General features: G+C 36.9%; 26 protein-coding genes. 4 read left to right on the top strand and 22 right to left on the bottom strand.

Features of this window, described 5'->3' with window-relative positions:
• Nucleotides 1–40: 40 nt before the first annotated feature.
• The gene (locus tag EJN90_RS08690; RefSeq protein ID WP_126110375.1) at nt 41–589 is read left to right on the top strand and encodes a DUF924 family protein; all 549 of its coding nucleotides are present in this window, start codon (nt 41–43) and stop codon (nt 587–589) included.
• 220 nt (nt 590–809) lie between these two features.
• Here the strand turns inward: EJN90_RS08690 and trpA are convergent, their stop codons facing one another.
• From trpA to EJN90_RS08645, 9 genes are all read right to left on the bottom strand, one after another.
• Nucleotides 810–1,580 carry a tryptophan synthase subunit alpha gene (gene trpA / locus EJN90_RS08685; protein WP_126110373.1) on the bottom strand — a complete coding sequence of 257 codons (771 nt, stop codon included), beginning with the start codon at nt 1,578–1,580 and terminating at the stop codon, nt 810–812.
• Entirely contained in the window at nt 1,573–2,757 is a 1,185-nt protein-coding gene (gene trpB / locus EJN90_RS08680; protein ID WP_126110371.1) for a tryptophan synthase subunit beta, read from the bottom strand. Before trpB ends, trpA begins: the two co-directional genes overlap by 8 nt.
• Nucleotides 2,754–3,365: a phosphoribosylanthranilate isomerase gene (locus tag EJN90_RS08675; RefSeq protein WP_126110369.1), complete on the bottom strand. Its 612-nt coding sequence runs from the start codon at nt 3,363–3,365 to the stop codon at nt 2,754–2,756. Before EJN90_RS08675 ends, trpB begins: the two co-directional genes overlap by 4 nt.
• Entirely contained in the window at nt 3,362–4,144 is a 783-nt protein-coding gene (gene trpC, locus EJN90_RS08670; protein ID WP_126110367.1) for an indole-3-glycerol phosphate synthase TrpC, read from the bottom strand. Before trpC ends, EJN90_RS08675 begins: the two co-directional genes overlap by 4 nt.
• Nucleotides 4,141–5,160: an anthranilate phosphoribosyltransferase gene (gene trpD / locus EJN90_RS08665; protein ID WP_126110365.1), complete on the bottom strand. Its 1,020-nt coding sequence runs from the start codon at nt 5,158–5,160 to the stop codon at nt 4,141–4,143. The genes trpC and trpD overlap by 4 nt, the downstream gene beginning before the upstream one ends.
• Nucleotides 5,153–5,740, bottom strand: a complete 588-nt coding sequence (locus tag EJN90_RS08660) for an anthranilate synthase component II (RefSeq protein WP_126110363.1) — start codon at nt 5,738–5,740, stop codon at nt 5,153–5,155. Before EJN90_RS08660 ends, trpD begins: the two co-directional genes overlap by 8 nt.
• 6 nt (nt 5,741–5,746) lie before the next feature.
• On the bottom strand, nt 5,747–7,207 hold the full coding sequence (locus EJN90_RS08655) for an anthranilate synthase component I family protein (protein WP_126110362.1): 1,461 nt from the start codon (nt 7,205–7,207) through the stop codon (nt 5,747–5,749).
• A 576-nt stretch (nt 7,208–7,783) separates the two neighbouring features.
• A complete protein-coding gene (locus tag EJN90_RS08650) occupies nt 7,784–8,416 on the bottom strand; it encodes an endonuclease III domain-containing protein (RefSeq protein ID WP_126110360.1) in 633 nt (210 codons plus the stop codon).
• A 116-nt stretch (nt 8,417–8,532) separates the two neighbouring features.
• On the bottom strand, nt 8,533–9,267 hold the full coding sequence (locus tag EJN90_RS08645) for a ferredoxin--NADP reductase (protein ID WP_126110358.1): 735 nt from the start codon (nt 9,265–9,267) through the stop codon (nt 8,533–8,535).
• 200 nt (nt 9,268–9,467) lie between these two features.
• Between EJN90_RS08645 and EJN90_RS08640 the strand changes: the two genes are divergently transcribed.
• Nucleotides 9,468–10,427, top strand: a complete 960-nt coding sequence (locus EJN90_RS08640) for a glutathione S-transferase family protein (protein WP_126110356.1) — start codon at nt 9,468–9,470, stop codon at nt 10,425–10,427.
• Nucleotides 10,428–10,491: 64 nt separating this feature from the next.
• On the opposite strand, the gene EJN90_RS08635 is transcribed toward EJN90_RS08640, so the two are convergent.
• The 7 genes from EJN90_RS08635 to EJN90_RS08595 form a co-directional block, all read right to left on the bottom strand.
• Nucleotides 10,492–12,030, bottom strand: coding sequence for an ATP-binding cassette domain-containing protein (locus EJN90_RS08635; RefSeq protein ID WP_126110354.1), 1,539 nt, complete (start codon nt 12,028–12,030; stop codon nt 10,492–10,494).
• A gap of 490 nt (nt 12,031–12,520) precedes the next feature.
• Nucleotides 12,521–13,147 (bottom strand): GyrI-like domain-containing protein, encoded by a 627-nt coding sequence (locus EJN90_RS08625; protein ID WP_126110352.1) that lies wholly within the window; start codon nt 13,145–13,147, stop codon nt 12,521–12,523.
• A gap of 203 nt (nt 13,148–13,350) precedes the next feature.
• On the bottom strand, nt 13,351–13,821 hold the full coding sequence (locus EJN90_RS08620; RefSeq protein WP_126110350.1) for an S-ribosylhomocysteine lyase: 471 nt from the start codon (nt 13,819–13,821) through the stop codon (nt 13,351–13,353).
• 977 nt (nt 13,822–14,798) lie between these two features.
• Nucleotides 14,799–15,482 (bottom strand): transposase, encoded by a 684-nt coding sequence (locus EJN90_RS08610; protein WP_126110346.1) that lies wholly within the window; start codon nt 15,480–15,482, stop codon nt 14,799–14,801.
• 239 nt (nt 15,483–15,721) lie between these two features.
• A complete protein-coding gene (locus tag EJN90_RS08605; RefSeq protein WP_126110344.1) occupies nt 15,722–16,324 on the bottom strand; it encodes a class I SAM-dependent methyltransferase in 603 nt (200 codons plus the stop codon).
• 47 nt (nt 16,325–16,371) lie between these two features.
• The gene (locus EJN90_RS08600; RefSeq protein ID WP_126110342.1) at nt 16,372–16,893 is read right to left on the bottom strand and encodes a ClbS/DfsB family four-helix bundle protein; all 522 of its coding nucleotides are present in this window, start codon (nt 16,891–16,893) and stop codon (nt 16,372–16,374) included.
• A gap of 49 nt (nt 16,894–16,942) precedes the next feature.
• On the bottom strand, nt 16,943–17,821 hold the full coding sequence (locus EJN90_RS08595) for a LysR substrate-binding domain-containing protein (RefSeq protein ID WP_126110340.1): 879 nt from the start codon (nt 17,819–17,821) through the stop codon (nt 16,943–16,945).
• Nucleotides 17,822–17,943: 122 nt separating this feature from the next.
• Between EJN90_RS08595 and EJN90_RS08590 the strand changes: the two genes are divergently transcribed.
• Both EJN90_RS08590 and EJN90_RS08585 read left to right on the top strand, forming a co-directional pair.
• Nucleotides 17,944–18,522: a chromate transporter gene (locus EJN90_RS08590; RefSeq protein ID WP_126110338.1), complete on the top strand. Its 579-nt coding sequence runs from the start codon at nt 17,944–17,946 to the stop codon at nt 18,520–18,522.
• Nucleotides 18,515–19,075 carry a chromate transporter gene (locus tag EJN90_RS08585; RefSeq protein WP_126110336.1) on the top strand — a complete coding sequence of 187 codons (561 nt, stop codon included), beginning with the start codon at nt 18,515–18,517 and terminating at the stop codon, nt 19,073–19,075. The genes EJN90_RS08590 and EJN90_RS08585 overlap by 8 nt, the downstream gene beginning before the upstream one ends.
• Nucleotides 19,076–19,177: 102 nt before the next feature.
• Here the strand turns inward: EJN90_RS08585 and EJN90_RS08580 are convergent, their stop codons facing one another.
• The 6 genes from EJN90_RS08580 to EJN90_RS08555 form a co-directional block, all read right to left on the bottom strand.
• Nucleotides 19,178–19,372 carry a YwbE family protein gene (locus EJN90_RS08580; protein WP_126110334.1) on the bottom strand — a complete coding sequence of 65 codons (195 nt, stop codon included), beginning with the start codon at nt 19,370–19,372 and terminating at the stop codon, nt 19,178–19,180.
• 308 nt (nt 19,373–19,680) lie between these two features.
• Nucleotides 19,681–21,768, bottom strand: a complete 2,088-nt coding sequence (locus EJN90_RS08575; protein ID WP_126110332.1) for a methyl-accepting chemotaxis protein — start codon at nt 21,766–21,768, stop codon at nt 19,681–19,683.
• A gap of 180 nt (nt 21,769–21,948) precedes the next feature.
• Nucleotides 21,949–22,599, bottom strand: a complete 651-nt coding sequence (locus EJN90_RS08570; RefSeq protein ID WP_126110330.1) for a vWA domain-containing protein — start codon at nt 22,597–22,599, stop codon at nt 21,949–21,951.
• A gap of 90 nt (nt 22,600–22,689) precedes the next feature.
• A complete protein-coding gene (locus EJN90_RS08565; RefSeq protein ID WP_126110328.1) occupies nt 22,690–23,718 on the bottom strand; it encodes a macro domain-containing protein in 1,029 nt (342 codons plus the stop codon).
• Nucleotides 23,719–23,932: 214 nt separating this feature from the next.
• Nucleotides 23,933–24,871: a hypothetical protein gene (locus EJN90_RS08560; RefSeq protein ID WP_126110326.1), complete on the bottom strand. Its 939-nt coding sequence runs from the start codon at nt 24,869–24,871 to the stop codon at nt 23,933–23,935.
• Between the two features lie 166 nt (nt 24,872–25,037).
• The gene (locus EJN90_RS08555) at nt 25,038–26,690 is read right to left on the bottom strand and encodes a MutS-related protein (protein WP_126110324.1); all 1,653 of its coding nucleotides are present in this window, start codon (nt 26,688–26,690) and stop codon (nt 25,038–25,040) included.
• Nucleotides 26,691–26,725 lie beyond the last annotated feature (35 nt).

Genomic DNA, 26,725 nt, shown 5'->3' with positions numbered 1-26,725 from the left:
CTATATACTAGATTTATGGAAATAAAGGAGCGTGGGAATCATGATTAAAACAGCAACGGATGTCTTAGCTTTTTGGTTTGATCCTGAAAATACAGAGTATTTATTTGCAAAAAGTGAAGAATTCGACCATAAAATCTATTCAGAGTTTTACGATACTTGGGAAGCTGCCTGTAACGGTTTATTGTTTGATTGGCGAAAAACATTGGAAGGTCGCTTGGCTGAAATCATTGTTTTAGATCAATTTTCAAGAAATCTGATGCGTGATAACGAACTTGCTTTTTCACAAGATTCTATGGCTTTGGTCTTATCCCAAGAACTAATCAGCCAACCAGGATTTGCTGACCAACTTTCTTCTCAAGAAAAACAATTCGCTTATATGCCATTTATACATTCAGAATCTAAAGCTATTCATGTAATTGCTTTAGATTTATTTGAAAGTTTAGGGAATAAAGAGTCTTTGGAGTATGAAATTATGCATAAGCGCATTATTGATCGTTTCGGTAGATATCCTCATAGAAATCTTGTGTTAGGCCGACAATCAACGGATGAGGAGTTAGCTTTTTTGCAAGAACCAAATAGCAGTTTTTAATACAAGCTCGACTAAAAGCTGTTTCTTTTGCAATGATGGCTAATGATTGTTTAGGACATTTTCTAATATATTATACGAGCATCTTAAGGTCTCTTGATGGCCGTCACTCAGAATCTTGCTAATAGTATTTACTTAAGATAAAGTACAGCGCAGTTTTCGGCGCTGTACTTTCATTTTTTGAAACTATCTTGTCATTCTCTTTTATTGAAAGAATGTTTTTTTAACGTAATTCTGCCTGCATTTCTTGAACGTATTGGAATATTGGGTCCCTCGCCTCTTCGCCATACTTTTCCACTAAGCGAACGATTCCACTTCCGACAATCACTCCATCTGCAATTTTGGCATATTCTTTTACTTGGCCTGGTTTATTGATTCCAAATCCCACTGCTACTGGGATATTGATGACCTCTCTAATCTGATTGATGATAGCTGGAATATCTGTCGTAATTTCACTTCTTACGCCGGTCACCCCCATTGATGAGACAAGATAAATAAAACCTTCAGCATTTTCAGCAATTTTTTTGATACGTTCTTTTGAAGTGGGAGCGATAAGGGTAATAATTTGGATTCCGTACTTTTTTGCAACAACCTTTACTTCCTGCTGTTCTTCAAATGGCAAGTCAGGAATAATGATACCGGAGATTCCAATTTCACTACACTTTTTAAAAAAACGTTCGTAGCCATATACAAAGACCGGATTTAGATAGGTCATAAAAACGAGTGGTACGGTAATTTTCCCTTTTAATGAAGCTACCATATCAAAGACATGATTGAGTCGCACCCCTGAAGACAAAGCCCGCACGCTTGCATTTTCTACGACAGGTCCTTCTGCAATTGGATCGGAGAAAGGAATACCAATTTCAATTAAATCAGCCCCTGCTTCTTGTGCAGCAAGAATATTTTCAGCAGATTTTTCTAAATTTGGATCTCCTGCCATTAAATAAGTAATAAATGCTTTTTTATTTTGAAAAGCTTCTGCAATTTTACTCATAAATTTCCTCTCCTTTGTATCGAGCAATCGCTGCAACATCTTTGTCTCCTCTTCCCGAGAGACAAATTACGATAATTTCATCTTTACTCATCGTCTTTGCTAACTTTTTCGCATAAGCAACCCCATGTGCTGATTCAATTGCCGGGATAATTCCTTCTATTTTTGACAAATATTCAAATGCTTCCACTGCTTCGTCATCGGTAACCGGTACGTACTCTGCTCTGCCTATTTCATGTAAATGCGCATGTTCCGGACCAATTCCGGGATAATCAAGTCCTGCCGAAATGGAATACACTGGTGCAATTTGTCCAAACTCATCTTGGCAAAATAAACTCTTCATACCGTGGAAGATACCCGTTGACCCTTGTGAAATTGTGGCCGCATGCAGATCTGTGTCGACCCCTTTTCCAGCAGCTTCACAGCCAATCAACCGAACGTCAGAATCTTCAATAAAATTGTAAAATGCTCCAATTGCATTCGAGCCGCCACCCACACAAGCAATCACTGCCTTAGGAAGATTCCCTTCGATTGTAAGAATCTGTTCCTTTATTTCTTTACTAATAACACTTTGGAAATCTCTTACAATCATTGGATATGGATGTGGTCCCATCACTGAGCCAAGTACATAATGAGTATCTTCCACTCTACGGGTCCACTCTCTCATGGATTCGTTTACTGCATCTTTCAGTGTCTTTGTTCCTTTGGTTACACTATTAACTTTTGCCCCTAAAAGTTCCATCCTAAAAACATTTAACGCCTGTCGATCCGTATCCTCTTCTCCCATAAAAATCTCACATTCCATATTTAAAAGAGCCGCTGCCGTAGCTGTTGCCACCCCGTGTTGACCGGCTCCTGTTTCTGCAATTAACCGTGTTTTCCCCATCTTTTTAGCTAATAAAGCCTGCCCCAATACATTATTTATCTTATGAGAGCCTGTATGATTCAAATCTTCTCTTTTTAAATAAATTTTTGCGCCCCCTAAGTCATTTGTCATATTCTCCGCATAATAAAGTAAAGATGGTCGTCCTGCATAATTGTTAAGAAGATTTGTTAATTCCTTTTGAAAAGTTTCGTCTTCTTTATAATAGCTGTATGCTTTCTCAACTCTATGTATTTCAGTCATCAATGTTTCCGGGATATATTGCCCACCAAATTCTCCAAATCTTCCGTTACTCATTTCGTTGCCTCCTGAACTAATTTTACAAATCGTTTCATTTTCTCTTGATCTTTTTTCCCAGCTGTTTCCACACCGCTGCTCACATCGACACAGTAAGGATGTAAAGTTGAGACAGCTTGTGTTACATTTTCAGTTGTCAGTCCCCCTGCTAAAAAATAAGGCTTTTCTTGTTCGTTCGATAATAGTTTCCAATCAAACGTTTTTCCGCTCCCTCCACGTTCGACGGTGGCCGTATCAAAAAGCAAGAAATCTGCTTTTTCTGATTGTTTAAAAATCGTTTTTCCAACTGGAATAGCTTTAATAATTGGGTTGGGAAGCCGTTCTTTTAATTGTTGAATAAATCGTTCATCTTCTTCTCCATGAAGCTGAATTACGTCGATTACATTCTGATTGCATAAGTCGACAATATCCTGGATACTTTGATTGACGAATACTCCAACCGCTTGGATTTCTTCGCTTAACTTTCCCTTTAACTGGGCGGCAGTTGCTCGATCAATTTTCCGTTTGGATTTTTCTGCAAAAACAAATCCAATATAGTCTGGCAAGCAAACGTTAGCTGCTGCAACATCTTCCAAAGTCCGCAATCCGCAAATTTTTACTTTGGTCATTCCAACTCTCCTTTTAATTCTTTGAGTTTTGCTTTTTTATCCCTTTCTTTCATAAATGCTTCTCCAATTAAAACAGCGTCCATATGATTTTTTTCTAATACATCTATATCCTCAGCAGTTTGAATACCGCTTTCTGCAATGAATAGCGTCTCTTTTGGCGCTAATTTTCTTAAGCGGACACTATTGTTAATATCTACTTTAAAGGTATGCAAGTCTCGATTGTTTACACCAATCACCCTGCTCCCTGCTTCCAGAGCCATTTGCACTTCCTTTTCATCATGGGCTTCTGTGATAGCGGATAGACCCAGTTCATCAGCAAGTACAATAAATTCTGAAAGTTGTTGGGGGGACAGTATCGAACAAATCAGTAAAATCGCATCAGCGCCCAAGTGTTTTGACTGAACAATTTGATAAGGATCTACAATGAAATCTTTGCGAAGAATAGGTAATGAGACCACTTGACGAATAGCAGTAAGATATTCATTTTTTCCTTGAAAAAAGTCTGGTTCTGTTAAGACAGAAATCGCGGCAGCACCCGCCTCTTCATACTGCTTTGCGATTTGGGTGTAAGGAAATTCTTCCGCAATGACTCCTTTGGATGGGGAAGCTTTTTTTACTTCGCAAATAAAAGATATTTGTGACTCTTTTAAAGCTTTTTCAAAAGCAAAGGATGTGCTCTCCGGCATTTTTTGAGCAAGTAAATCTTCCAGAGGCAATCGTGTTTTTTCTATCTCAACCCGTTTTTTTGTAGCCAAGACAATATCATCTAAAATACTCATACTGAAGCCTCCTGCTGTGTCGCTTTGATAAATTCGTCTAGTTTACTTTTCGCTTTTCCACTATCCAATAATTCTTCTGCCATAACTACGCAATCCCGTAAAGAATGATTTTCTTTGCCCATGTACAAACAACAAGCAGCATTTAAAATAACGATGTCTCGTTTCGGTCCTTTTTCTCCATTTAAAATTCTTAATGCAATTTCCGCGTTTTCTTTTGGATCTCCGCCGATTAAATCTTCCAAACGGCCTCTTTTTAAGCCGAATTGTTCTGGTGTAATAAAATAACTGTTTAATTTACCGTCTGTTACTTCACAAATAGTGGTTGTTCCCGTATTGCTTATTTCATCCAGACCGTCATGTCCATGTACAACCATTGCTCGTTTTACCTGTAAATTATTTAATACGTTTGCCAACGGTTCGACCAAGTTTTCATCATATACACCGAGCAGTTGCATATTTGCGCCAGCTGGATTTGCCAATGGGCCGAGAACATTAAAAATTGTTCGTACACCTAATTGCTTTCGTACATGAGCAACGTGCTTCATTGCGGAGTGATAAGCTGATGCAATCATGAAACACATCCCTGTTTCTTCCAATATTTTTGCACTTTGCTCAGCTGTCAAATTGATGTTCACACCAAGTGCCTCTAACACATCCGCACTGCCGCATTTACTGGAAACACTTCGATTACCGTGTTTGGCTACTGGAACTCCTCCAGCTGCAACAACAAATGATGAAACAGTAGAAATATTAAAGCTGTTCAATCCATCCCCGCCCGTACCCACAATATCCAGTACATCAGTTTTTGATTTTAATTTGGTGCTTTTTTCGCGCATCACTGCAGCACTTGCTGTAATTTCATCGATGGTTTCACCTTTCATTCGCATAGCAGTTAAAAAAGCTCCCATTTGTGCATCAGTAACTTTTCCTTCCATCATTTGATTCATTACATTTCCTGCCAATTCAATTGATAAGTTTTGACCAGAAAAAATTTCAGCTATTGCCTGATTAATCATATCGTTTTCCTCCTATGCGAATAAAGTTCTCAATGATTCGTTCTCCTTGTGGCGTTAAAATTGATTCTGGGTGAAATTGCAAACCATATAAAGGATAATCTCTGTGTTTCACGCCCATCAGTTCGCCTTTGTCTGTTTCTGCAATGACAAGTAGTCCTTCAGGAAGACTTTCGCGTTCTGCAATCAATGAGTGGTATCTTCCGACATCTAGAATCGGCGGTAAGCCACGAAAAATTTGATTGCCGCTAGCAATATGAATCGTGCTTTTTTTGCCATGGACAAGCGGTTCTGCATAGCTTACTTTCCCGCCGTAAGCTTCACAAATTGCTTGGTGTCCGAGGCAAATTCCTAAAATAGGTATTTTATCAGCAAGCTGTTTGATTGTTTCGATGGTTATGCCTGCATCTGCTGGTCGGCCTGGCCCCGGCGAGATTATAATATGAGTGGGATTCAACCTCTCTAATTCAGATACACTCATTTCATCATTTCGAATGACCTTTATACCTTCTTGAGCATATTTTCCAGCGAGTTGATAAAGATTATAAGTAAAACTGTCATAGTTATCGATTAGTACGATCATGCATCATCACTTCCCTTCATATTTCAGTGCAGCCATTATTGCTTTGGCTTTATTTTGTGTTTCTTGAAATTCTTTTTCTGCTACGCTGTCTGCGACAATTCCTGCACCAGATTGGACGAATACTTTATTATTTTTGTGTACAGCCATTCTTATTCCAATACACATTTCCATATCACCCGTGAAATCGATGTAGCCGAGCGCTCCTCCGTATGGTCCTCTTTTTGTTCCTTCTAAAGAATCAATAATCTGACAAGCTCTCACTTTTGGTGCGCCCGATAATGTTCCTGCGGGTAGAGCTGCAGCTAGTGCTTCTAATGGTCCATATGCTTCTTTCACTCGTCCAATAACTTTGGAAGCGATGTGACTGACATGTGAGAATTGTTTAATTTCCCGATATTCCGTTACTTCCACACTACCAAACTCAGCAATTTTTCCAATATCATTTCGGGCAAGGTCTACTAACATGTCGTGCTCGGCTAATTCTTTTTCATCTGTTAAAAGTTCTTGGATAAGCACTGCATCTTCCTCTTCATTCTTTCCTCTTGGAACAGTTCCTGCTAAAGGAAATGAAGATGCGATACCATTGCGAACAGAAATGAGAGTTTCTGGCGACGCACAAGCAATTTCCATATCATCAAAATGAAAATAAACCATATAGGGTGACGGATTGATTGTTCGCAGAACTCGATAAGTTTGAAGCAAAGTACCTGAAAAAGGTGCTGTAAAACGGTTCGACACCACTGCTTGGAAGATGTCTCCTTCAACAATATGCTGCTGAACCTTTTTGATGATAGAAGAAAAACCTTCTTCTGTGAATGTTGGTGTAAATTTGCCACTTTGCTGGATTAACTCATTCGCCGGATCTTGTAATGGTTCTAAAATCATACGTTCCATATCCTTTAAAATCGTTGTTCCAGCGATGTAATTCGCTTCAATGTCTTGGGTATCGATATTGACAATCAAGACAATTTTTTGACGAAAATGATCAAATGCAATGACCCGATCCATTAACATAAAATGGTAATCACGAAACTCCTCAGGATTTTTAGCTTCTATATTCAAACCGGGTTCAAAATACTTGATACAGTCATAAGAGAAATATCCCACTAGCCCGCCTGTAAAAGGAGGCAAATAGTCAATTCGCGGACTTTTATATCCCGCCAGAATCTCTTTTAATTTCTCTATCGGATTCTCGGTTGTGACTGTTTCTTGAGTCGGACTTTTTACCGTAACTTCACCATCTGTACAATGAACTGTCAAAGTAGGATCATAACCCAAGAAAGAATATCTACTCCAATTGTCTTTATTTACAACACTTTCCAATAGATAGTAATGGTTGCTGCGATTTTTAATATTGCGCAACACCTCCATGGATGTACGGACATCCGAAAAGATTTCTAAAGCAATCGGTATAACCGTATTTCCTGGCGCAAGTTCTCTGGCTTCTTTTAAAGTTGGTCTGATCATGATTCTATTCTCCTTTTTATTTATTATTCATTATTTCGTCTAGTGAAGAACTCGATTGTGTCCAGTAGATGAGATTAGCAGTGATTATTGTCCAGTGAAGCTCGGGAGATCTCTTCACTAGATGAAATTGTTCGGTTATTTCTTCTAGTGAAGCTTTTCCTCCTGTTCACTGGATGAGATTAGACAAAAAAACACCCGCCCATGACTAATGAAAGTCAAGGACGGGTGTGTTGATAACATCCGCGGTACCACCTTGTTTTTACAGACAGTGATGCCTGTACGCTCTGCAGGATACGAACATATCCCTCACAACTGACGTATGCGTCACGTCACAGAATACTCGGAAACAAAAATGTTTCTTTTGACTGTGCCCTCGGTGGTCCATTTGATGTACTGCGTTGTGCGAGGCTCTCAGTCCCCCTCGCTCCCTGTAACTGCACGTTACACCGTTATCTCCACTTCTACGGTTTCAAAAAATTATTTGATTTTCACTTATTATACGTGAGATTTTAGAAGAGTCAACCATTTTGTTAAAATTAAATGAGCAAATGATTAAACAAAACTCATCCATCCTCTTTAGCTGTCGACGAAAAGCCAACTCTCATCCAAATTTTTCTGCTTGCGATATTCTTTTCCATGAACATCAATAACTGCATGCCACTCTTTGCATAGTTTCACGGGAACTTGTTCAGCTAGATGGATGAATTCTCTCCTCAGCTGTTCGTAATTCCGATATTCTCCAAAACCCAGCCGAGTGAATAAACGTGTGGCATATGTATCTGCAATAAAAACATTTCGTTCAAAGATATAGAGCAACATGGCATCTGCCGTTTCTGGACCAACCCCTTTAATGCCCAATAATTCCTTCCTAAGACTTTCAGTGGAGAACTCTTTGAATTTTTCAAATTTTCCTCCATGAGCAAGGAACCAATTCATCAATTCTTTTATATACACACTTTTTTGCTTGTAAAATCCTGCTGGCCGTATCAGCTTTTGTAACTCTTCCATTTCTAAATCAAGCAATGCTTCCAGACTCAAAAAAGGAGTGAGATTTACTAATGCTTTTTCTGCATTATTCTGTGTCGTCTGTTGAATCAGAATCATTGATACCCAATCGGCCATTCGATTCTCATCTTCCCACCAATGCTGATAACCGTAGTGTTCCACTAACTTGTTCAATACAAATAGTTTCTCTAAATCTTTTTTCATCTGTCTTAATCATCCTTACTACAATTACTTTTCATCCGTTAGCAGTATCTTTCTCTTATTATTCTAAGAATACTAAAAAAGCCATTCAAAAATGACTTTTTTAGTATTTATTCAAATTATTTCGCGAAAGAAATTTCCTTAATATCTTCGTTCGTTCCAAAAAAATCGGGCAATGCTTGCTCTCTTTTATCAATGACGATATTAGCATCACTGATATTCAATTTTCGTAGGGTTTGAATCATTTTTACTAGGAAAGGATCACTGCCGACAACGTAGTATAGTGCATCTTTTGTTGTAGTTAATTGTTCTATTTTTTGATAAAACTCATTCCTTGAATCGTACCAATAATTTTTGAAGCAATTATTTTCCAACTGGTTCAATTCTGTTTGATAAACAAATTCTCTGGAAGAATCGATATTGATATTTGCCAAAAAAGATAGATTCGGGTTCTTTTGTAACAAGCTTAAAATTAATGGCCTTGCCGTAGCGATTGCTACGCCCGTGGTTAACAATATAATTGGTTTTTCTGGATTTGGCTCTCTTAAATTCGAAACAGTTTTGAAAAGAACAAGTTCATCTCCAATGGTTAGCTGAGCTAATCTTTCTTTGAACTCTGAAGAGATCCTCGTCCTAGTTGTGAAGGCAATTTTGTTTTCATTTGGTAAAGTACAGATGGACATATGTCTCACCCAACCTTTGTTTGGTCGCTCTCCTTCATCAAAACCAACTAAGCCCACATGAGTCATTGCACCTGCTTCCCAAGTAAATCCTTCTGGTCTTTCCAGAATATAGGTTTTTGTTTCCGTGGTTTCCTCTATAATATCGACAATTTTTAGCCTGTATTTTATCATGTCAATCTCCTTTCAACCGTTGAAAATGAGAATTAAGTTAAATTAAAATCATAAATAGATTAAAATAGATTATAACAAATTTTCCAAAAAAAGGAAGTAGTATATTTTTGTTTCAGAAGCAATTAATCCTTATAATAGAATTGATAGACTTTTAATTGTATGGTCAAATTTCAAACATTTAGTAAAGGAAGGATGATATTATGGGATTATTAGTAGACGGAAAATGGCAAGATAAGTGGTATGACACTGAGAGCACGGGAGGACGGTTTGTTCGAAAGGATTCACAATTTCGCAGTTGGGTTACTGCAGATGGAAGTGCTGGTCCTAGCGGTGAAGGCGGGTTTAAAGCAGAACCGAATCGTTATCACCTCTACATATCACTGGCTTGTCCATGGGCAAGCCGTGTAATGATTATGCGTAGTATTAAAGGATTAGAAGATTTGGTTTCTGTTTCAGTTGTTAATCCTTTAATGGCAGAAAACGGTTGGACGTTTGAACCAGATGAAGGAGTGATTCCCGATCCAGTTATGGATGCGGATTATTTGTACCAAATTTACACAAAAGTAGAACCAGATTATAGCGGTCGTGTAACCGTTCCTGTTTTATACGATTTAAAACAAAATAAAATTGTTAATAATGAATCTTCTGAAATTATGCGTATTTTTAACTCTGCTTTTGACGAAATAGGCGCTAAGGAAGGCAATTACTTACCCGAAGAATTACTCACAGAAATCGATGCAATGAATGAAAAAGTATATGATGCTGTCAACAACGGTGTCTATAAAGCTGGTTTTGCTACCAAACAAGAAGTTTACCAGGAAGAAGTAACACAACTATTCGAAGTTTTAGATGAACTGGAAGAACTTTTGGCTGATAAACAATATCTAGTAGGAAATCAAATTACGGAAGCTGATTGGCGTTTGTTTACTACTTTAATCCGCTTTGACAGTGTTTATTATGGGCATTTCAAATGTAATATTAAGCATTTAACTGAATATAACAATTTATGGCGCTATACAAAAGAGCTATATAACGAACCAGGCGTTGCTGAAACAGTTAATTTTAAGCACATTAAAGAACACTATTATCGCAGCCACAAAAATATAAATCCAACGGGTATTGTGCCTGTTGGACCCGAACTCGATTTCTCTTTGGAATAAATAATAGAATGCGGCTTACAAGGTTCCTGCCTCGTAAGCCACATTCTTTTTTTATTATTGTGTATTATTCTAAATCAACTAACTGCAGCCCTTCTTCAGTCAATTCATAAATTTGATCACAAACTTCTTGTAAAAATAATCGGTCATGGGAAATTGTCACAATCGCACCTTCAAAATTCTTGAATAGATTACGAAGTTCCGGTTGAGACAATGGAGAGAAGTTCCTGGTTGGTTCATCTAATAATAATACATTCTGTCCCGATAAATCGATTTTTAAAAGTAACAGTTTTGCTTGCTGTCCACCTGATAAAGAGCGTACGGGATGATGCATTTCATCTGAAGTAAATCGCATGCTTCCAAGATACGTCATCACTTGGGTCAGTTCCTCACTATCTCCTGTTTCGCTGAGAAACTCAATGGGAGTTTCGTCCAAATTCAGATAATCAGCATAGTTCTGCGGCATATAACCCGCTTCAATATCTGTTCTGTTTTTCATTTCTGCCCACAAGCGTTTTAACCAGGTACTTTTTCCAATACCATTTTTACCAATAATTCCGACTTTTTGTGGACCCCTCATCAGTAAATGGATGGAACGCGCCAATACTTTATCGTCTCGCTTCACTTCCTGATTTTCTAAATGAATGATTGTTTTTCCAGCTGGCAGAGCTTTCGTATTCGAAAATTTCACTAAAATCGCATCTTCTTTAATCGGGATATCTTCAAATTCTTCCGATTCCCGTTCAAAGCGTCGTCCCATTGATTTGACAACGTGCATTTTCTTTTTAAGTAATCTACCGCCTCCCGGATTTTGGCGGGAAATCACTTCTTGTTCATGGTGCACACGATTTTCGATTTGGCGGTGCTTTTCCATTTTTTTCTGATATTCCTCGCGCTGCTTACTCGCAACTTCTGTCTGACGAACAAATCTTGCTGACTTTTGCTCGATATAATCTTTGTATGACAAATTTGAAACCGTGGCAACTGGAATCGTTTTATGACGTAATAATTCCAGCTGAATAACTTTAGTGGCGGTTGCTGCCAGGAAAGACTCATCATGGGAAATATAAATAACTGTCAGTGGCGTGGTTCTAATAAAGTTTTCTAACCATTGAAGAGTATCGAGATCTAAATCATTTGATGGCTCATCCAGCAGTAATAAATCCGGATTCGTAGCAAGCTGTTTTAGAAGCTGAACTTTTATTTTTTCTCCGCCGGATAAACTGCCTAACTTCTGCGCACTGGTTAATCGATCTGCATCAAACCCAAGTTGACCAACTAGTTGATAAAGCAAGGTATAATCCATTTCCATGACGTCGTCTTGACCAAAAAAATATTCATCGAGAGTTGTCTCAAAATATGGTGCAGGCAATGTTTGGGGCAAATAAACAGTCCGACTAAACTGATTAATAAGCTCTCCTTCAGCTTTAGTATATGAGTCAATACTTTTATCATCCAATATCCACTTCAATAAAGTTGATTTTCCATTTCCCTCTTCCCCAATAATGGCCACTTTTTCTCCTGGATTAACAGTAAAATTCAAATCTTGAATGATATTTTTTAAATCTGTTAAATGATGCAGTGTTAATTTTTTTACTTGTAACATACATGATTCCCCCTATCTATTTAAACAAAAAAGACCGTCAGCAAGTTTCTGCAGACAGTCATACTGGTTCATTTTAAACAGGCGGAATAAGGGCATATTCCCAGATTGTTCAAATGTTTTATCTAATAAACCGTCACAAAGAAACCTGCCGCTCTGACAGAAACGTTCCTTCTTCAATTACGATTAATTAGATAGTGTACATTCAGGCACAACCTTTCCCTTTTGATGATTTGATTATAACAACATAATACTTCCATTACAACTTAAGCGACATATCATTCAAATGTTTCACTTAAAATCTGTGCTTTCCACTATTTCAACATCAAAAATAGACATATACTCTTTCAAAGCAGCTTTGCTATCCTTTACAACAAAGTCAAATTCAACACCAGTAATCATTTGTTCACTCTTCTAATGTTTTTCAACTGCTTAGACCATTATTAGTGGAAGATATATTTGCCCGTGAGATGAGCATGAATGTAAACTGGTTTTATTCTTTTTCAGCAACCTTGTACCGCAAGACTGTCTTCAAGTTTTCTGGCTTCACTCTCCTGAAATCAGAAAGATAAATTTCTCGGTGTGTTAAAGAAATTCTTTGAAGATTATTTTCTTCTGTAAATTCATCCATTATTTTAAAAGTTTCAGATTCATTACCGTAAGGACCGACATGCAACATTTGAACACACAAGCCATCTTCTATGCTTTCAAATTTTACATCATCAAGATATCGTAATTTCTTCTTGTTTTTGACAGTTTCAAAAGCTCTTTCTACCGTTTCTTCATCCACAAACTCTGGTTGTCGAATCATGATGGTGTAGAGAAGCTCATCTTTGTCCAATGTATCTTGCTTTCTTCCCTCTTCCGTTAAATCCCATATGCCTTCTAATGGATAGACAGTGTATTCGAAATAATCTTCCGGTACATAGACGGTTTTATACATCATCCGAATAGCGTATGCGAGAGGATACAATGTTTCAATTCGTTCAGAAAATTCCGCATCATTCGGATTACCCTTCCCTTTTATTGTAAAAAATTTTTGTTCTGGTATTGTCACGATCTTTGGTTTTCTCTTCGGCATATACAAGGCTTTTTCATGCTTTCGCCATTCGTGCTTCATTTAGAATCTCCTCGTTTCTTCTTCCTTCCCTTATATTCTACTACATTTAAGAAAGGCGGGACAAGCCTACACTGTTTCGAAACGATATTATTTTCTCTCATATTCTATACAAAAAACCCGCAATCGCGGGCATGTTTGTTTTTATAAATATTGTAATAACTTCAGCACACCATCATTCAAGAACGATTCAATTCGCTGATTTTTTAGTAAGAGAACGTCAAGTCAGTAATCGTTGTAAGAACTTGGTAGTATCGTTCACTGAAGTAACGAGCCATCGGTAAGTTTTGATCAAGATAGTTACCGCAATCTCTTGCTGCCGCTCCAGGAATTTCATCATCAAATTCAGCTGTAAATTTGAATGTTTCTTGTAAAAGCTGCAAAAGGTCTGCTCCTTGAACTTTATCCGTTAGAATTAAATAAAAACCGGTACGACATCCCATTGGGCCGAAATAAATCACTTCATCCTTAAACTCAGGATGATTTCTTAAAAAAGTTGCCCCAATATGTTCAATCGTATGAATTTCTGCTGTATTCATAACGGGCTCGAAGTTGGGTGCTGTGAAACGTAAGTCATAAGATTTAATGGTTTGATTCCCTACTTGGTCCTCACGAGATAAGTAAAGTCCTGGTTTTAAATTTAAATGGTCAACGGTAAAACTTGCTATTTTTTCCATGAATTATTCTCTCCTATCATATCTTCTGCTGCTATTAAAAATTGTGCTTCTTTTGACCTCTAAATAGTGCTCTTTTTTTAGAAATTAGTGGCCGAATCATTAATATATATTTCTAATCAAAAAAATACCATCCCTTTGTTTATCATCTAATTGATAAACAAAGGGACGGATATTTTCCGTGTTACCACCCTCATTCATGGTAGTTTCCTAACTACCACCTCAGCGGTTCCACTTTTTTCAAAGTTGAAACCCGGCAATGTAACGGTTGCGTCCGTTTAAGCAGCGTGAACCACTCAAATACTCCGAGCCCATCTTCGCTGCTTCAATCTTCTACCCTTTCTCACCAGCCGGGCTCTCTTTAACAGATCTAGTCAGTTACTCTTCTCTTCATAGTAAATTTTTAAAATTTTTTTGATTAAACTTCAATTAATGATTGATGAAACTTTATCATTGTTTTTTCAGCATGTCAAGAGTTTGAAATATTTGAATTTACCCAAATTACAATGTGGAGAGAGAAATTGTTTAAATTCTATAAATATTCGCCCCATATTTTCTTTTCAATCGATTTTTCTCCTTTTCAGATACGCAAAATAGACGCACGAAACTGTGCGTTTTTTTATAGATTAGGGGATTATAAGTTCAGCCATCAATGTCTAGCTCCCAAGTCCTGGCCTATTGAAAAAAAGATAAATTTGCCCCATTGCGCGCTTCGCTGCTCATTCAGGGTCAAATTTCCTATTTTTTCATAGGCCAAGGCGGACTTGTCCGCTTTTCTAACTATGCAGTTTCTTCATTCAAAGCAATGAAAGCTGGTTGGAACGTTCCTCGATTCTATGAAAGTGACGGATTCCTGCGGAATCAAAGGACAGGATGTTGGACACCCCCGTATAAAACGATAAAGATAGAATTGGATGGTGGCGATATCGTTCTTTGAACGCGCCCTCTCGATAATCATTTTTGCCAGACCATTATTTTTCTCAATCATCATGGAATAATGCCCGATCAGGTAGTTCATGATGTGATACAAAATTTGTAAAGAATTCAGGAACAGGGTTCGAATTTTTTTCCAGTCCAAATTCTTGCTTTTGAACACGGAACAGCTCTTCTATTCGCCAGCGGGTAATGTATTCTTTTAGGACACGCAACACATCGGGCTTTCCCTTTATTTCCAAATTTTTCAGGAGTTTCATCGGTTTTTTTCCATATCCATAGACCATGTACAGAGGCGTATCTTTTAAAACCGGGAGTCTTACCTCTATATGGCTGGCTTTCAGGTCATAGTGTGTTCCTTTTATCGTGGTCGAAAAATTTATTTTCCCTTTTCGGCGGTTGGCAAGATCGGGCACTTTTATTCGTTTGTTTTTATGAAGGAGATAACGGCGGTCATTCAGTCGGGTAATGAAGTGATGCTTCTGATTCTCTATGTATTCGTATATTTTATTACTGTCATAGCCCCGATCTATGACGAGGGTGTACTGTTTTCCGTCAAACAAATGATTTACGTGATTAAAGCCTTTGGCCACCTCGACATTCATACTTTCAAATCCTTCGGCTTTGGCAAAACAAACCGAGTGGTAGAGGGGATGGATCGGTTCTTCCAAAGAACGGGCAATATCGGAAAGAAGCACGCTTTTTGCTTGATAGATTTCTGTCGAATTCATGGTAAAATGATATCAGCTCCTCCTGGATATTTTTGTTTTAGTAGACTTAATCATACTATGTAAAGGAGCTCCCTGAATCCACAGATTTCACTCTGTGGATTCATTAAAAGCCCGAGAAACCCATGTTTTCCACATGTGTATTTCTCAGGCTTTTTCCTTTTCGACCTTGGGTTAAGATTTTTGGGTAAATTCAAATTTGAAATATCAATTTATTTAAATTTCTCATCCAAATCAAGTTTTTATTTTTTCGCATCTATTACAAACATGGAGGCATCTTGATTCATAAAAATGTTCGTTCCATTGTAAAACGTTTTGGATTGAGTCTCTGTAAAACCTATTTCTCTCATTCGAATTGCTAATTTCTCCTGATCGAATCCATTGTGTACCAGACTAGAAACGATCTTATCGTTTTTATCAAAGTCAACGATGATTAAGTGCCCGTCTTCATTTAAAATCTCATAGAGTCTTGACAGAATATGTGCCGTATCTTTTATATGAAGTAGCACTTGCGACATAAAGATATAGTCAGCACGTACATCTATACTTATCTCTTTTTCGAAATCAAAATACAGTGTACTGGCATTTTTAATTTCGAAATCCTTAATCTTTCGGTCCATTTGATGAATCATATTTTGAGATGAATCGACAAAAAGAATGGATTCAAATTCCTCTAGTAAATTTATTCCTACAAGTCCCGTTCCACAACCAAAATCCATCGCTTGTTTATCTTTGCTATTCTCTAAATAGCTACGAATGGCATCCGCTGATTTTCGAGCAATGTTGATTCGTTCTTCCGTGTCGTAGCGACTAGCCATCTTTTCAAAAATATCTGTATTTCCCATTCACTTCACTCCAAAAAAATTATCGTCTCATTTGAGCAGGGATTTTTTTATAATTGGTTGATCTTTTTCCATTTGCGAATTTTAGTTCGAAAATTCGTAAATGGCGCTATCGTATTAATATGCACAAACTTATAAACAGGCCATACTGCTTTAGCTGTCGCTGCATCTGCCCATTGACGTTGATGAGGTTCAAATAATTCTTTTTCACTCATAGCGTCTAGCATGTGAACAATCATCTCCATGTTTTCTTTTAATTGCTTTCTTAATACTCTTAATGATTGGTGAGCATACTGTTGATAAAACCATTGGTACAACTCCCCTAATTGATTCCATTTGAAACCTTCAGTCGGCGTATGAATTTCTTTCCCCTCTTGCTCATCGCTCTCCCATTTGAGAAGCAGAGTTGTCCAACCAACTTGATAAGCTAAATTTTCAGCAGGAGTACGATCGACACCCTCTATGCGAACGTCTTTCATAGCTTCTGGAATTCCAATAAATTCTTGGTCATATTTCATATAAGCTTTATTTATCGCCTCTTTCAAAGCATTCTTTGACTTATAGCTTTTCATAATCCACCCCCTTCTATCAAAAGCTCTGGTTTAAAATAATTGTATAAAATTAACTTCCTTTATTACAAAGGATTTCAATCAATTTTTTAAAAGGTTTTGTTTCATACTTGCCTTTACTGAAGATAATATGATTCACACTTATCAGTTCCAAATCATTGACTTTTATTTCTACTATTTCTCCATTCCGGAGCTCATTTTCAACTTTCTGCCTCGGCAAGACACTGATTCCTAAATTTTGTTTTACTGCTTGAATCAAAGCTTGTGAATTTACGCTTGTCCATACTGGACTGACACTTACATTATGCAATAATAATGCACTATCAAAAACATCTCTAATTGCACTGCCTTCTTCTCTTAGTAAAAATGTTTCAGTGGTTAACTCATCAATATCTATAGGTTTTTCTTTCGCATACTTATGTTGAGGAGAACAAAGCACTAGCAATTCGGATGAAGAAAACCGGAAATTTTTTAATTCTTTGTTATAAACAACCCCTTCAACTAAACCAATGTCTACTTTGTTTTCACTCACCATATTCTCGATTGTCCTAGCATTCTCTACCACGACTCTAGTAGGGGTGTTTTTACAGGCTGTTTTAAACTTAGCCATTGCTTGCGGTAATATAAAATTAGCAATGGTTATACTCGATCCAATCTTGAGGACCGCATTCTCTTCTAAGTTTTTTGTGTTCTTTTCTAAATCATCATATAAGGCTAAGAGTTTTATAGTCTTCACCAAAAAAAGTTTGCCGGTTTCATTTAATTGTATTTTTCTAGAGACCCTGTCAAACAAACGAACACCTAAATAATTTTCCAATTCATTGACAGCAGTCGAAACAGCAGGTTGCGTTATAAATAATTTCTCAGAAGCTTTTGTAATACTTTCTTCCTCACATACAGCCTTAAAAATTCTTAAGTGCCTGATTTTCATATCTATCCCCAATTCATAACTAAACTATAATGTATTTCATAAAAATATGTGATTTTACTTATGTGCCTTCTATATAATATACTAGAAAAAGGCGAATTTCACAAAAAGGAGATGGATTTACTTTGCAATTAAATAAATTAAAAGTATATTTTTTGCTTTTTCGGTTTTCGTTTTCTATTAGTGCATTCACTTTTGGGGGCGGATATGTCGTGATACCGATGATGCGCAAATACTTCGTTAAGGATTTAAAACTGATTAGTGAACAAGAATTATTGGAGATGGCAGCCATTGCTCAATCAACTCCCGGGGCTATTGCTGTTAACATTGCAGTATTAGTCGGCTACCGTATTGCTGGACTGAAAGGAGCAGTAATTACTTGTATCGGAACCATTTTACCTCCCATAATGATTCTATCAATCATTTCATTTTTCTATCAATCTTTTAGGGATAACAACATTATCTCTTCACTCTTAAAAGGGATGGAAGCTGGAGTTGCAGCTACAATTGTTGATTTATTAATTGATATGTGGCAAGGCGTTCTAAAAGAAAAAAACTTATTATTAACATTAATGGCTCCTTTTGCATTTTTAGCTAATTTTGTTTTCAATGTGAATGTGCTGTATATCATTATCTTTTGTTCTGTCCTCTGTTTAGCTCAGTCCTTTATAAAAAACAAGCTGGGAGGTGTTGAAAGTGAATAATATTATCTTTATTTTATTTGTAAACTTCTTAAAAATCGGTTTATTTAGTATCGGCGGTGGGTATGCGATTATCCCCTTCATTCAAGAAGAGGTCGTAAATACTCATAACTGGCTATCACTACAGGAATATACAGATATTATTACCATTTCTCAAATGACACCCGGTCCTCTGGTAGTAAATACCGCCTCATTCGTAGGCATACGTATTGCAGGTGTATTAGGAGCTGTTGCTGCTACGGTAGGAAGCATTTTATCTGGATTTATTATTTCAATCGCTTTATACAATTTTTTTAAGAAGCATAAGGACATTGATAGTATTTCTAATATATTGAAAGGACTACGATCGAGTTCGATTGGGCTTATTGGATCGGCAGCCTCTACGATTATTTTGCTTGCATTTTTTGGAACTCCGTCATTTGATATTAATGAAATGAGCGTCAACATCACTGCGATAATTGTCTTTATGATCGCTCTATTTTTATTAAGGAAGTACAAATTGAATCCCATACTGATTATGGTTCTATCAGGTATCGCTGGCCTACTCTTTTATTGATCGTTACTTTCTTGCGAATAGTTCGGCATGCTAATTAGCTATCAGAAATTAAATTTAGAAAAAGCCAGAACGACTGTCCCAGCTTTTTCTAAATTTATCTGTTTACTCTATTATTTCTTTTACTCTTCCTACAATACCACCTTCAAGCATTACTTTGATGCCGTGATGATGCGTTTGAGAGTTTGTCAGAATTTTTGAAACCACACCTTCTGTTAATTTTCCAGAACGTTGATCTTGTTTCTGAACCACTTTTACCTGTTTTCCAACTTTTATATCATTTCTTTTCGTACCATCCATTTGGTTATCACCCTTTCAAGTCCTTTTTATTATACAGCAAAAACCTCAATCTATGATGTTTAAAGTAAATTATAGATAGTATATAAGAAAAGCGGACAAGTCCGCCTTGGCCTATGAAAAAATAGGAAATTTGACCCTGAATGAGCAGCGAAGCGCGCAATGGGGCAAATTTATCTTTTTTTCACTAGGTCAGGACTTGGGAGCTAGACATTGATGGCTGAACTTATAATCCCCTAGTCTATAAAATAAGCCCTGTAAAATAACTAGTTATTTTACAGAGCCTTTTTATCTTGTTATTGAATATCTATTTACTCTTTTTCAAATTTTTCTAGCTTGAAGTTCTCTACTTGTTCTTGTAAATTCACAGCAATTTTAGATAGATTTCCACTTGCTTCTGAAACTTCTGCTGATGAGCGGAATTGCTCTTGAGCGATTGCGGCTACCTCTTCAGTTGTTGCAGAGTTTTCTTCCGCAATTGCTGACAGATTCTGTACCACTCCAACCAGTTCCTCATTTTTATCCTTAATGTTATTTGAAGATTTTTGTAGTTTTTCTACTACTTCTTTATTTTTTACAATTGCCTCTGCAATATTATCAAATTTTGACATAGTATCTTCAACAATTTTTCCTTGTTGATCTAACATTAACTTTGTTTCTGACATAACTTCAACGCTGTTTGTTGAAGTTTCTTTCAGCTCTTTAATTACTTTTTTAATTACTTCGTTAAATCCTTTTGATTGTTCCGCAAGTTTTTTAATTTGTTGCGCTACAACCGCGAAACCTTTTCCTGCTTCTCCAGCTCGTGCTGCTTCAATTGAGGCATTCAATGCCAGTAGATTAGTTTGCTCGGATATAGATTCGACCATTCTACTTGCTTCTTCAATTTCTTTCGATTTTTGATAGGTTTCTTCAATTGCAGCATTCACTTGTCCGTTGATTAATGTAGTTAAATTAATTAGTTCAATCAATTCTTTTAATACTTCGAATCCTTCATCTTTTGTATTCTCTATATTATTTGTTGAACGGAGCAGTTCTATTAAAATTTCAAAATTTTCATCTACAAAATGGTTGATATTTTCTACATTTTCAGTCGCACTTTGTGTATCGATGGCTTGAGAAGTTGCTCCACCCGCAATATTCTCAATTGCTATTGCGATTTCATTCGCACTTGTCGCAGAATCATCTGCGGTAGAAGTCAGTCTTTTTCCAACGCTTACAACATCTTGAGAGTGCAGTGCGATTTCAGTAATTGTCTTCTTCAAATTTTCTTGCATGCTTTGTAAAGAACGAGCAATTTCACCTAATTCATCATTTTTATTTAAATCTTTTTCAGTCAAAGGGTTGCTATATAAAATCCCCTCAGAAATGTCATTTGCTAGTAAACTGCTGTGCATCGCCGTATCTCCCAGTTTCTTAGAATACAGATAAATCAGCATACTAACGATTAACAAAGCAACAATAGCTACAATTGAAAAAATCTGGATTAAGCCATTTAGAGATGCGTTTATATTCGCTACAGGAACATTAATTCCCATCAGCCAATCTGTTTGTGGTACATAATTGTAATAAAGACGGTAATCTTTTCCGTCACTAGTATAGTTATCATACCCATTTTCACGACTTGTGAGAATATCAGTAATCTTGTTCGAAAGATCTTTATTTGAATCTTCATTAAAATTCATTGTCATTATTTTTGATTCATCTTCAGCTGCCAAATAAATACCTGCTGTGTCGATCACGAAAGCTTGCGCATCAAAATCTAGTTCTGTCTCAGCTATCATTTCTTTAACGGCCGAGATATCTACGTCAACTGTAACAGTACCTAAAATAGACGAGTCTTCTCTGTACATCGGAACAGAAATCGTAACCATGGGAATGCTCGATACAGTATCCAGATATGAATTTGTCCATCCTCCATCCCCTTCCGTTCCGACGATATACCATTCACTTGTATGGATATCGAAGTCGCCTTCCGTATAATCTTTGCTAGCTATTACCTTGCCGTTTTCATTAACCATTGCATACGGAGCGAACTGAGCCATGTTTTTATATGTATTCGGAGCAAACCAAATTCCCATTCCAACTGTCTCAGGATACAATTCTGTGGAATCAATCAATAATCTTTCGAAATCTTCTTCTTCAAAGTCTTCATACATGTTTCCAACTGAACGAGCCACACTTTCAGCTAGAGCTCGTTCTTTTATCAGTATTTTATCAATCTGATTAACCGTTGAGCTTAATTGTAGTTCCATCTGCTCATCAAGAGAGTCAATAATAATATTCCTAGAATAATTAAAGGTCACCAAACTTATTGCAGTGATAGCAATTAGAATAGCAGGAATAATCAATAGCAGTAAATTTGAACTCAATCTTGGCAAAAATCTTTTCTTAGTCATTTCTTTTCTCCTTCTTATAACAATCAACTTGCATCCTCCTATCGTTCTATCGGAATTTTTCCATTATTTTTAAGTTTATATGAAAAATAAGAGGTCATCAGCCTACAAAAAAGACAACTCCCAATACGAGAATTGTCTTCATTAATTTTGCTATTTGTTTAGTAGAAATAAATATTCGCTTTATTTTTGCTCGCCACGTTTCTTATAATCTTTCTGGATTTCCTTATTCCAGCTTGGAGGTATTGAGGACTTTTTACGATATACGGCAACCGCATCGCTCATTACACGAAAGTTTAATTCTACTCCTTGACTATCTCCGTGATAGTTTTGGGCACGGTCGGGAGAAATGCCAAACCGTCCAGCTGCTTTGACAGCATCAATATTTGCACCGAGAAAAATAAACTCCCATTCATGCTTTATCTTTTGCTGTTCAATCAGTGCTTTGACTCTCTCTACTGAATACTCACGGCTAGAATTTTCTTCCCCGTCAGTGATAATGACAAACATGACATTTTCAGAACAGCATTCTTCGTTCATATCCTTTTGAATATGATCAACTTTATAAATTGTCATTCCAATTGCATCCAGTAGCGCTGTTGTACCGCCAACCTGATACTCTTTTGACGTAATTGGGCTGACTTCCTTTATATCGACGCGGTCGTGCAGCAATTCATAGCCATTGTTAAATAGCACCGTCGTGATGCGACAATCTCCTGCAAGCATTTTTTGTTTTTTAAGCATCGCATTGTAACCACCGATCGTATCTTCCTCCAATCCTCCCATCGAACCGCTTTTATCCAATATAAATACTAATTCAGTTTCTTTTTCCATTGAGATATCCTCCTTAAGTTTTCTGATAACTTAAGGATAGCGTATGGAGCTAAATAAATGGTCGCTTTTGAAACGACAAATGATTGATCGCTAAGATCCACCTAATAATGGCAGTCCATAATGAAATAACAGCTCGTTAATTTCAAATACGTCATACTTCTTGTTTATAATAAAATATTCAATAATGACATCAAACTTTTGGCTAGGTGATAGGGCATATCCCGCTCGTTCTAAAAGGTCGTCTGTTTCTTCAAGAGTAAGTTCTAAAGCTATAGCCAATGCAATGGCAGTTCGTTTACTCGGTGTATATCCTTTTCCTGTTCTAATTTTTGAAAAAAGTTTTCTATCAAGATTTGCACATTTATATACTTCAACATCTGATTTCCCTTTTTTATTAATGAGATAAAGGAGTGTCGTAGAGAACGAATCATCCAAATTGTCGAGCAATTCATCTACCCTTGTGGCAGATGATTCAATAGCTTTTTCCTCTAACTGAGACAATTGTGCACTGCTTCGAGTTCGTTCAGCATCAGTGAGCGCTTGATGTTCGATATCAAGAAGTTTTCGTCGAGAAAGTTTGTGTTTTTCAACATAGTTTTCATCAATGTAGCTCGCAACTTCAGTGAGAAGTTTTCTGCTTACAGCAAATGATTCCTTATCAAATATAGTAAGGTATATTTCCATCTCATTTTCAGCCAGAAAGTCCTGTATTGCTGAAGATGCTACTCGCAATGCTTCCTCTTTCGGATAGCCGTAAATCCCACTTGAAATTAGAGGAAACGCAATTGTTTCACATTTATTTTCAAGAGCAAGTTGCAGTGCGTTTAGATAGCTTAAGCGGAGCAGTTTCTCACTTTCCTCCGGATGCTGTTGCTGGTACACAGGACCAATCGCATGAATGATATACTTGGCATAGAGTGAAAAGCCTGGTGTAATGACTGCCTTGCCAGACTCAACAGGTTCAAGCTCATTACAAGCTGCTTGAAGTTTATCCACTCCAGCAGCCATAAATATGGCACCACATACTCCACCTCCCATTTTCAGTCTGCCGTTTGCCGCGTTGACAATCGCATCCACTTTCATTTTTGTGATATCTTGTCGGATAATAGTAAAAGTCAAATCGAAACACCTCTATTCTATAGTAAAATTTTTATCTTTATACATTATTTTAACATTTAGAATTAAAAGGCTCTCTATTTTTTAGTGTTGTTAGAATTATACAAGCCCCTATTGAAATTTCTTTTGAGGCACCAACACTAGAAATGATAGAGCCCATTAAAATCTCCTCAAAAAAGAGCGCCCATTCTACATAAGCACTCTCTTTAAAATCTCCTTATTCAACCTTACTCAACTTATAATATTCCAATGTTTGATAGTCAGCTAAGATGATATTATTATCGTCCATAAAGTTTATCAACAAGGTCAGCTCTGTCTCACTATCATAGGTCTGTCCGTCTATTGTTTCTGTTAAGTAATCAAGTTGGAGTAAAGCATATTCGGTATCATTCTCTGGATGGATAAGCGGAACAACATCCGTCACATCAATTAATAATACATTTTCTTCTTGCATGTTGCTGTCTTTATACCATTTTAATTCGCCTGCATTAAAGTGCAGGTAGCCTGAGTCGCCAGCATCCCATGTCCCATTAAGTACTGTATGAATCTCTTCTTTTGTTTTTGTCGGTTCATGACTGAAATCAGCCATGCCTAAAACTTCTTCTATTCGCTCGTTTGTGAGTGCAACTCTCTCTTGATCATTATATTCTTCTTTTGGAGCTGTTAACTTAAAGGTATAATTATACAACTCAAAACCAGAACGATAATAATACGTTTGATCAACTGATTGCAACTCTTCGCCGTCTGATTCGAAAGTTATTGGTGCTGTTTCAACATGAAACCATTCTCGATTGTTTATCGTTACCCTTTCTTCTTTTACAACTTCGGTAACGCTAAACTCCGTAAGCTCATCATCTTGCAGATAGTAATAAGGTAGGTAATCATAATCAAGCGGAACCAAACGATAACCAACATCTACAGTTGATAGCAGAGATTTTTCATCTGTAAACCAAAAATTATTGCGTATCTGAATTTCATCCCCCATACTAAACTCTTGATTTAATGTGGGTTGCAACAAATCCGACTCAAGAATCGGCATTTCATAGGTCAATGAATTCCCCAAAGTAAAGCTTTCATTTGTATATTCAACTTCATATTCTGTACTACATGCTCCTAAAAAAACAGCTAAGCCAGCCACAAGTAAAATCTTTTTCATAAGCGCCTCCTCTTTATTCATACTATTGTTTCTTATATTATACTGAATTAATAAAAAGGTTTCATTTGATAGGGTCCTGTAGAGCTTAAAAAAATAAAAAACTGTCTTCATGTAACAAAGAGCACTTTGCCTATGATGACAGTTTCCATATTTTTTTACTTTCTTATCACGAATCCGATAGGGGCTGCCATTTACGATGATGATCAAAATGAGCAGCTTCTTTTTGAGCTGATTGGATAATCTCGACAGGATAATCTAAAACTTTAAGCAAGGAAATCGCATTCCTTACTCGTGCAGGTCCTGATTTTAGCAGATAATCAAAAACGACTCCCTCTTCTTTCGTGACACTTTCAGCAAAATGAACATTCTTGCAACTTGTTTTTAATATTTCGGTCAATTCAATATCATGGGTCGCAATAAATGCCAGACTCGGAAAATTCCGAAGCCAATGAACGACACTTGATGAAGCAGCAATCCGTTCAATTGTATTCGTCCCTTTCAGAATCTCATCTATGAAACAATAACACTTCTCATTTGTTTCCACTTGTGTTAACAAACGCTTAATCGACTTGATTTCCGCAATAAAGTAACTATCTCCTTCAAAAATATTATCTTCTACCGCCATAGAAGTTATGACGTGTCCCGGGGCCAAAGAAAAGCTGGAAGCAAGAGCCGTTTGTATGGTCTGAGCAAGGATACAATTAATTGCAACACTTTTGATATAGGTAGACTTTCCAGACGCATTTGAGCCCGTAACCAAAGTATTCTTTTCCCAATGTAATGGATTAGTAACAGGTTCTTCTAAAAGAGGATGATAAATGCTTTCTGCAGTGACACCATCTTCTTGAAATTCCGGCTCACAACTCAACGGCATATAGGTCCGGAAATTTAGGATGGCAACTGCTAGCTCTAACTTCCCTAAAAGCTGCCAAACTTGAATCGCTTTTTTCTGATTTTTCTGCAAGCTGTTCAAAACAAAACTATAAGAAATAAAAGGAAGCATGACTACCATATTTAAATAATCGAATATCAAATCCGCTTCCGTATTGCCTTTTAAACGAAAAGCGAAGCCGAATTGAGGAATAGTTCGGAGTGGCTTTAATGCCTCTTGTAACGGTTTTTGCAAAGGTGTTTCAATCTTTGCTAGTTTGTTTGCAGTCGCAATCATCTGAACGAAATAGCGCATGCTGTTTAATTCCGTTTCAAGAGAAAGTTTTTTTATCATATAATAAATCGGATTTAAGACCGCACTAGCCAATAAAAAAAATCCCCCAGCTAGTTGTCCGAAAAGCAAAAGAAGTACACCGATAAAAGGGAATAAACCTAATGCTAGATAGATATACAAGTTACCTAGTTGATTTTGCGGCTTTGACAGATAGGCTGTTACTAAGTTATTATCTTGCTTTCCTAAACGTGCGAACTGATATTGTACTTTCTCTCTTGTTTGAGGATTTTCCTCATAATATTTTATTACCTTCTCCAACTGTTCATCTTTTTTAAAATGATAATTGCGAAGTTGACAGTATAAAGCCTGAGAGCCTATGCTGGAATAAGTAGCATTGATTGTTTCAAAAACGTCAAATAAATCCAGATCGTTCCAAGTAAGATCATCAATTTCAGAGTCCCATTCAGAAAAGTTTTTTTCAGTTTGCCAAGCTGTTTTCAAGCTTTTCTCCTTATCAAAACGAACTTGGTAGGGAGCTTCCCCCCACTGATTCCGTACTTTCGCTTTCAGTTTCAGGCGGCTGCGTATTTCCATGAAAATAATTACGCAACACACAGCCACTACGATACTTATTACTATATAACGATCCCCCATTGCTAACTCCCTCTATAAACCCTATGAGATTACTT

Source organism: Jeotgalibaca ciconiae, assembly GCF_003955755.1.
GTDB lineage: Bacteria > Bacillota > Bacilli > Lactobacillales > Aerococcaceae > Jeotgalibaca > Jeotgalibaca ciconiae.
The sequence above is the reverse complement of the archived record's forward strand: the minus strand, read 5'-3'. Positions and strand labels throughout refer to the sequence as shown.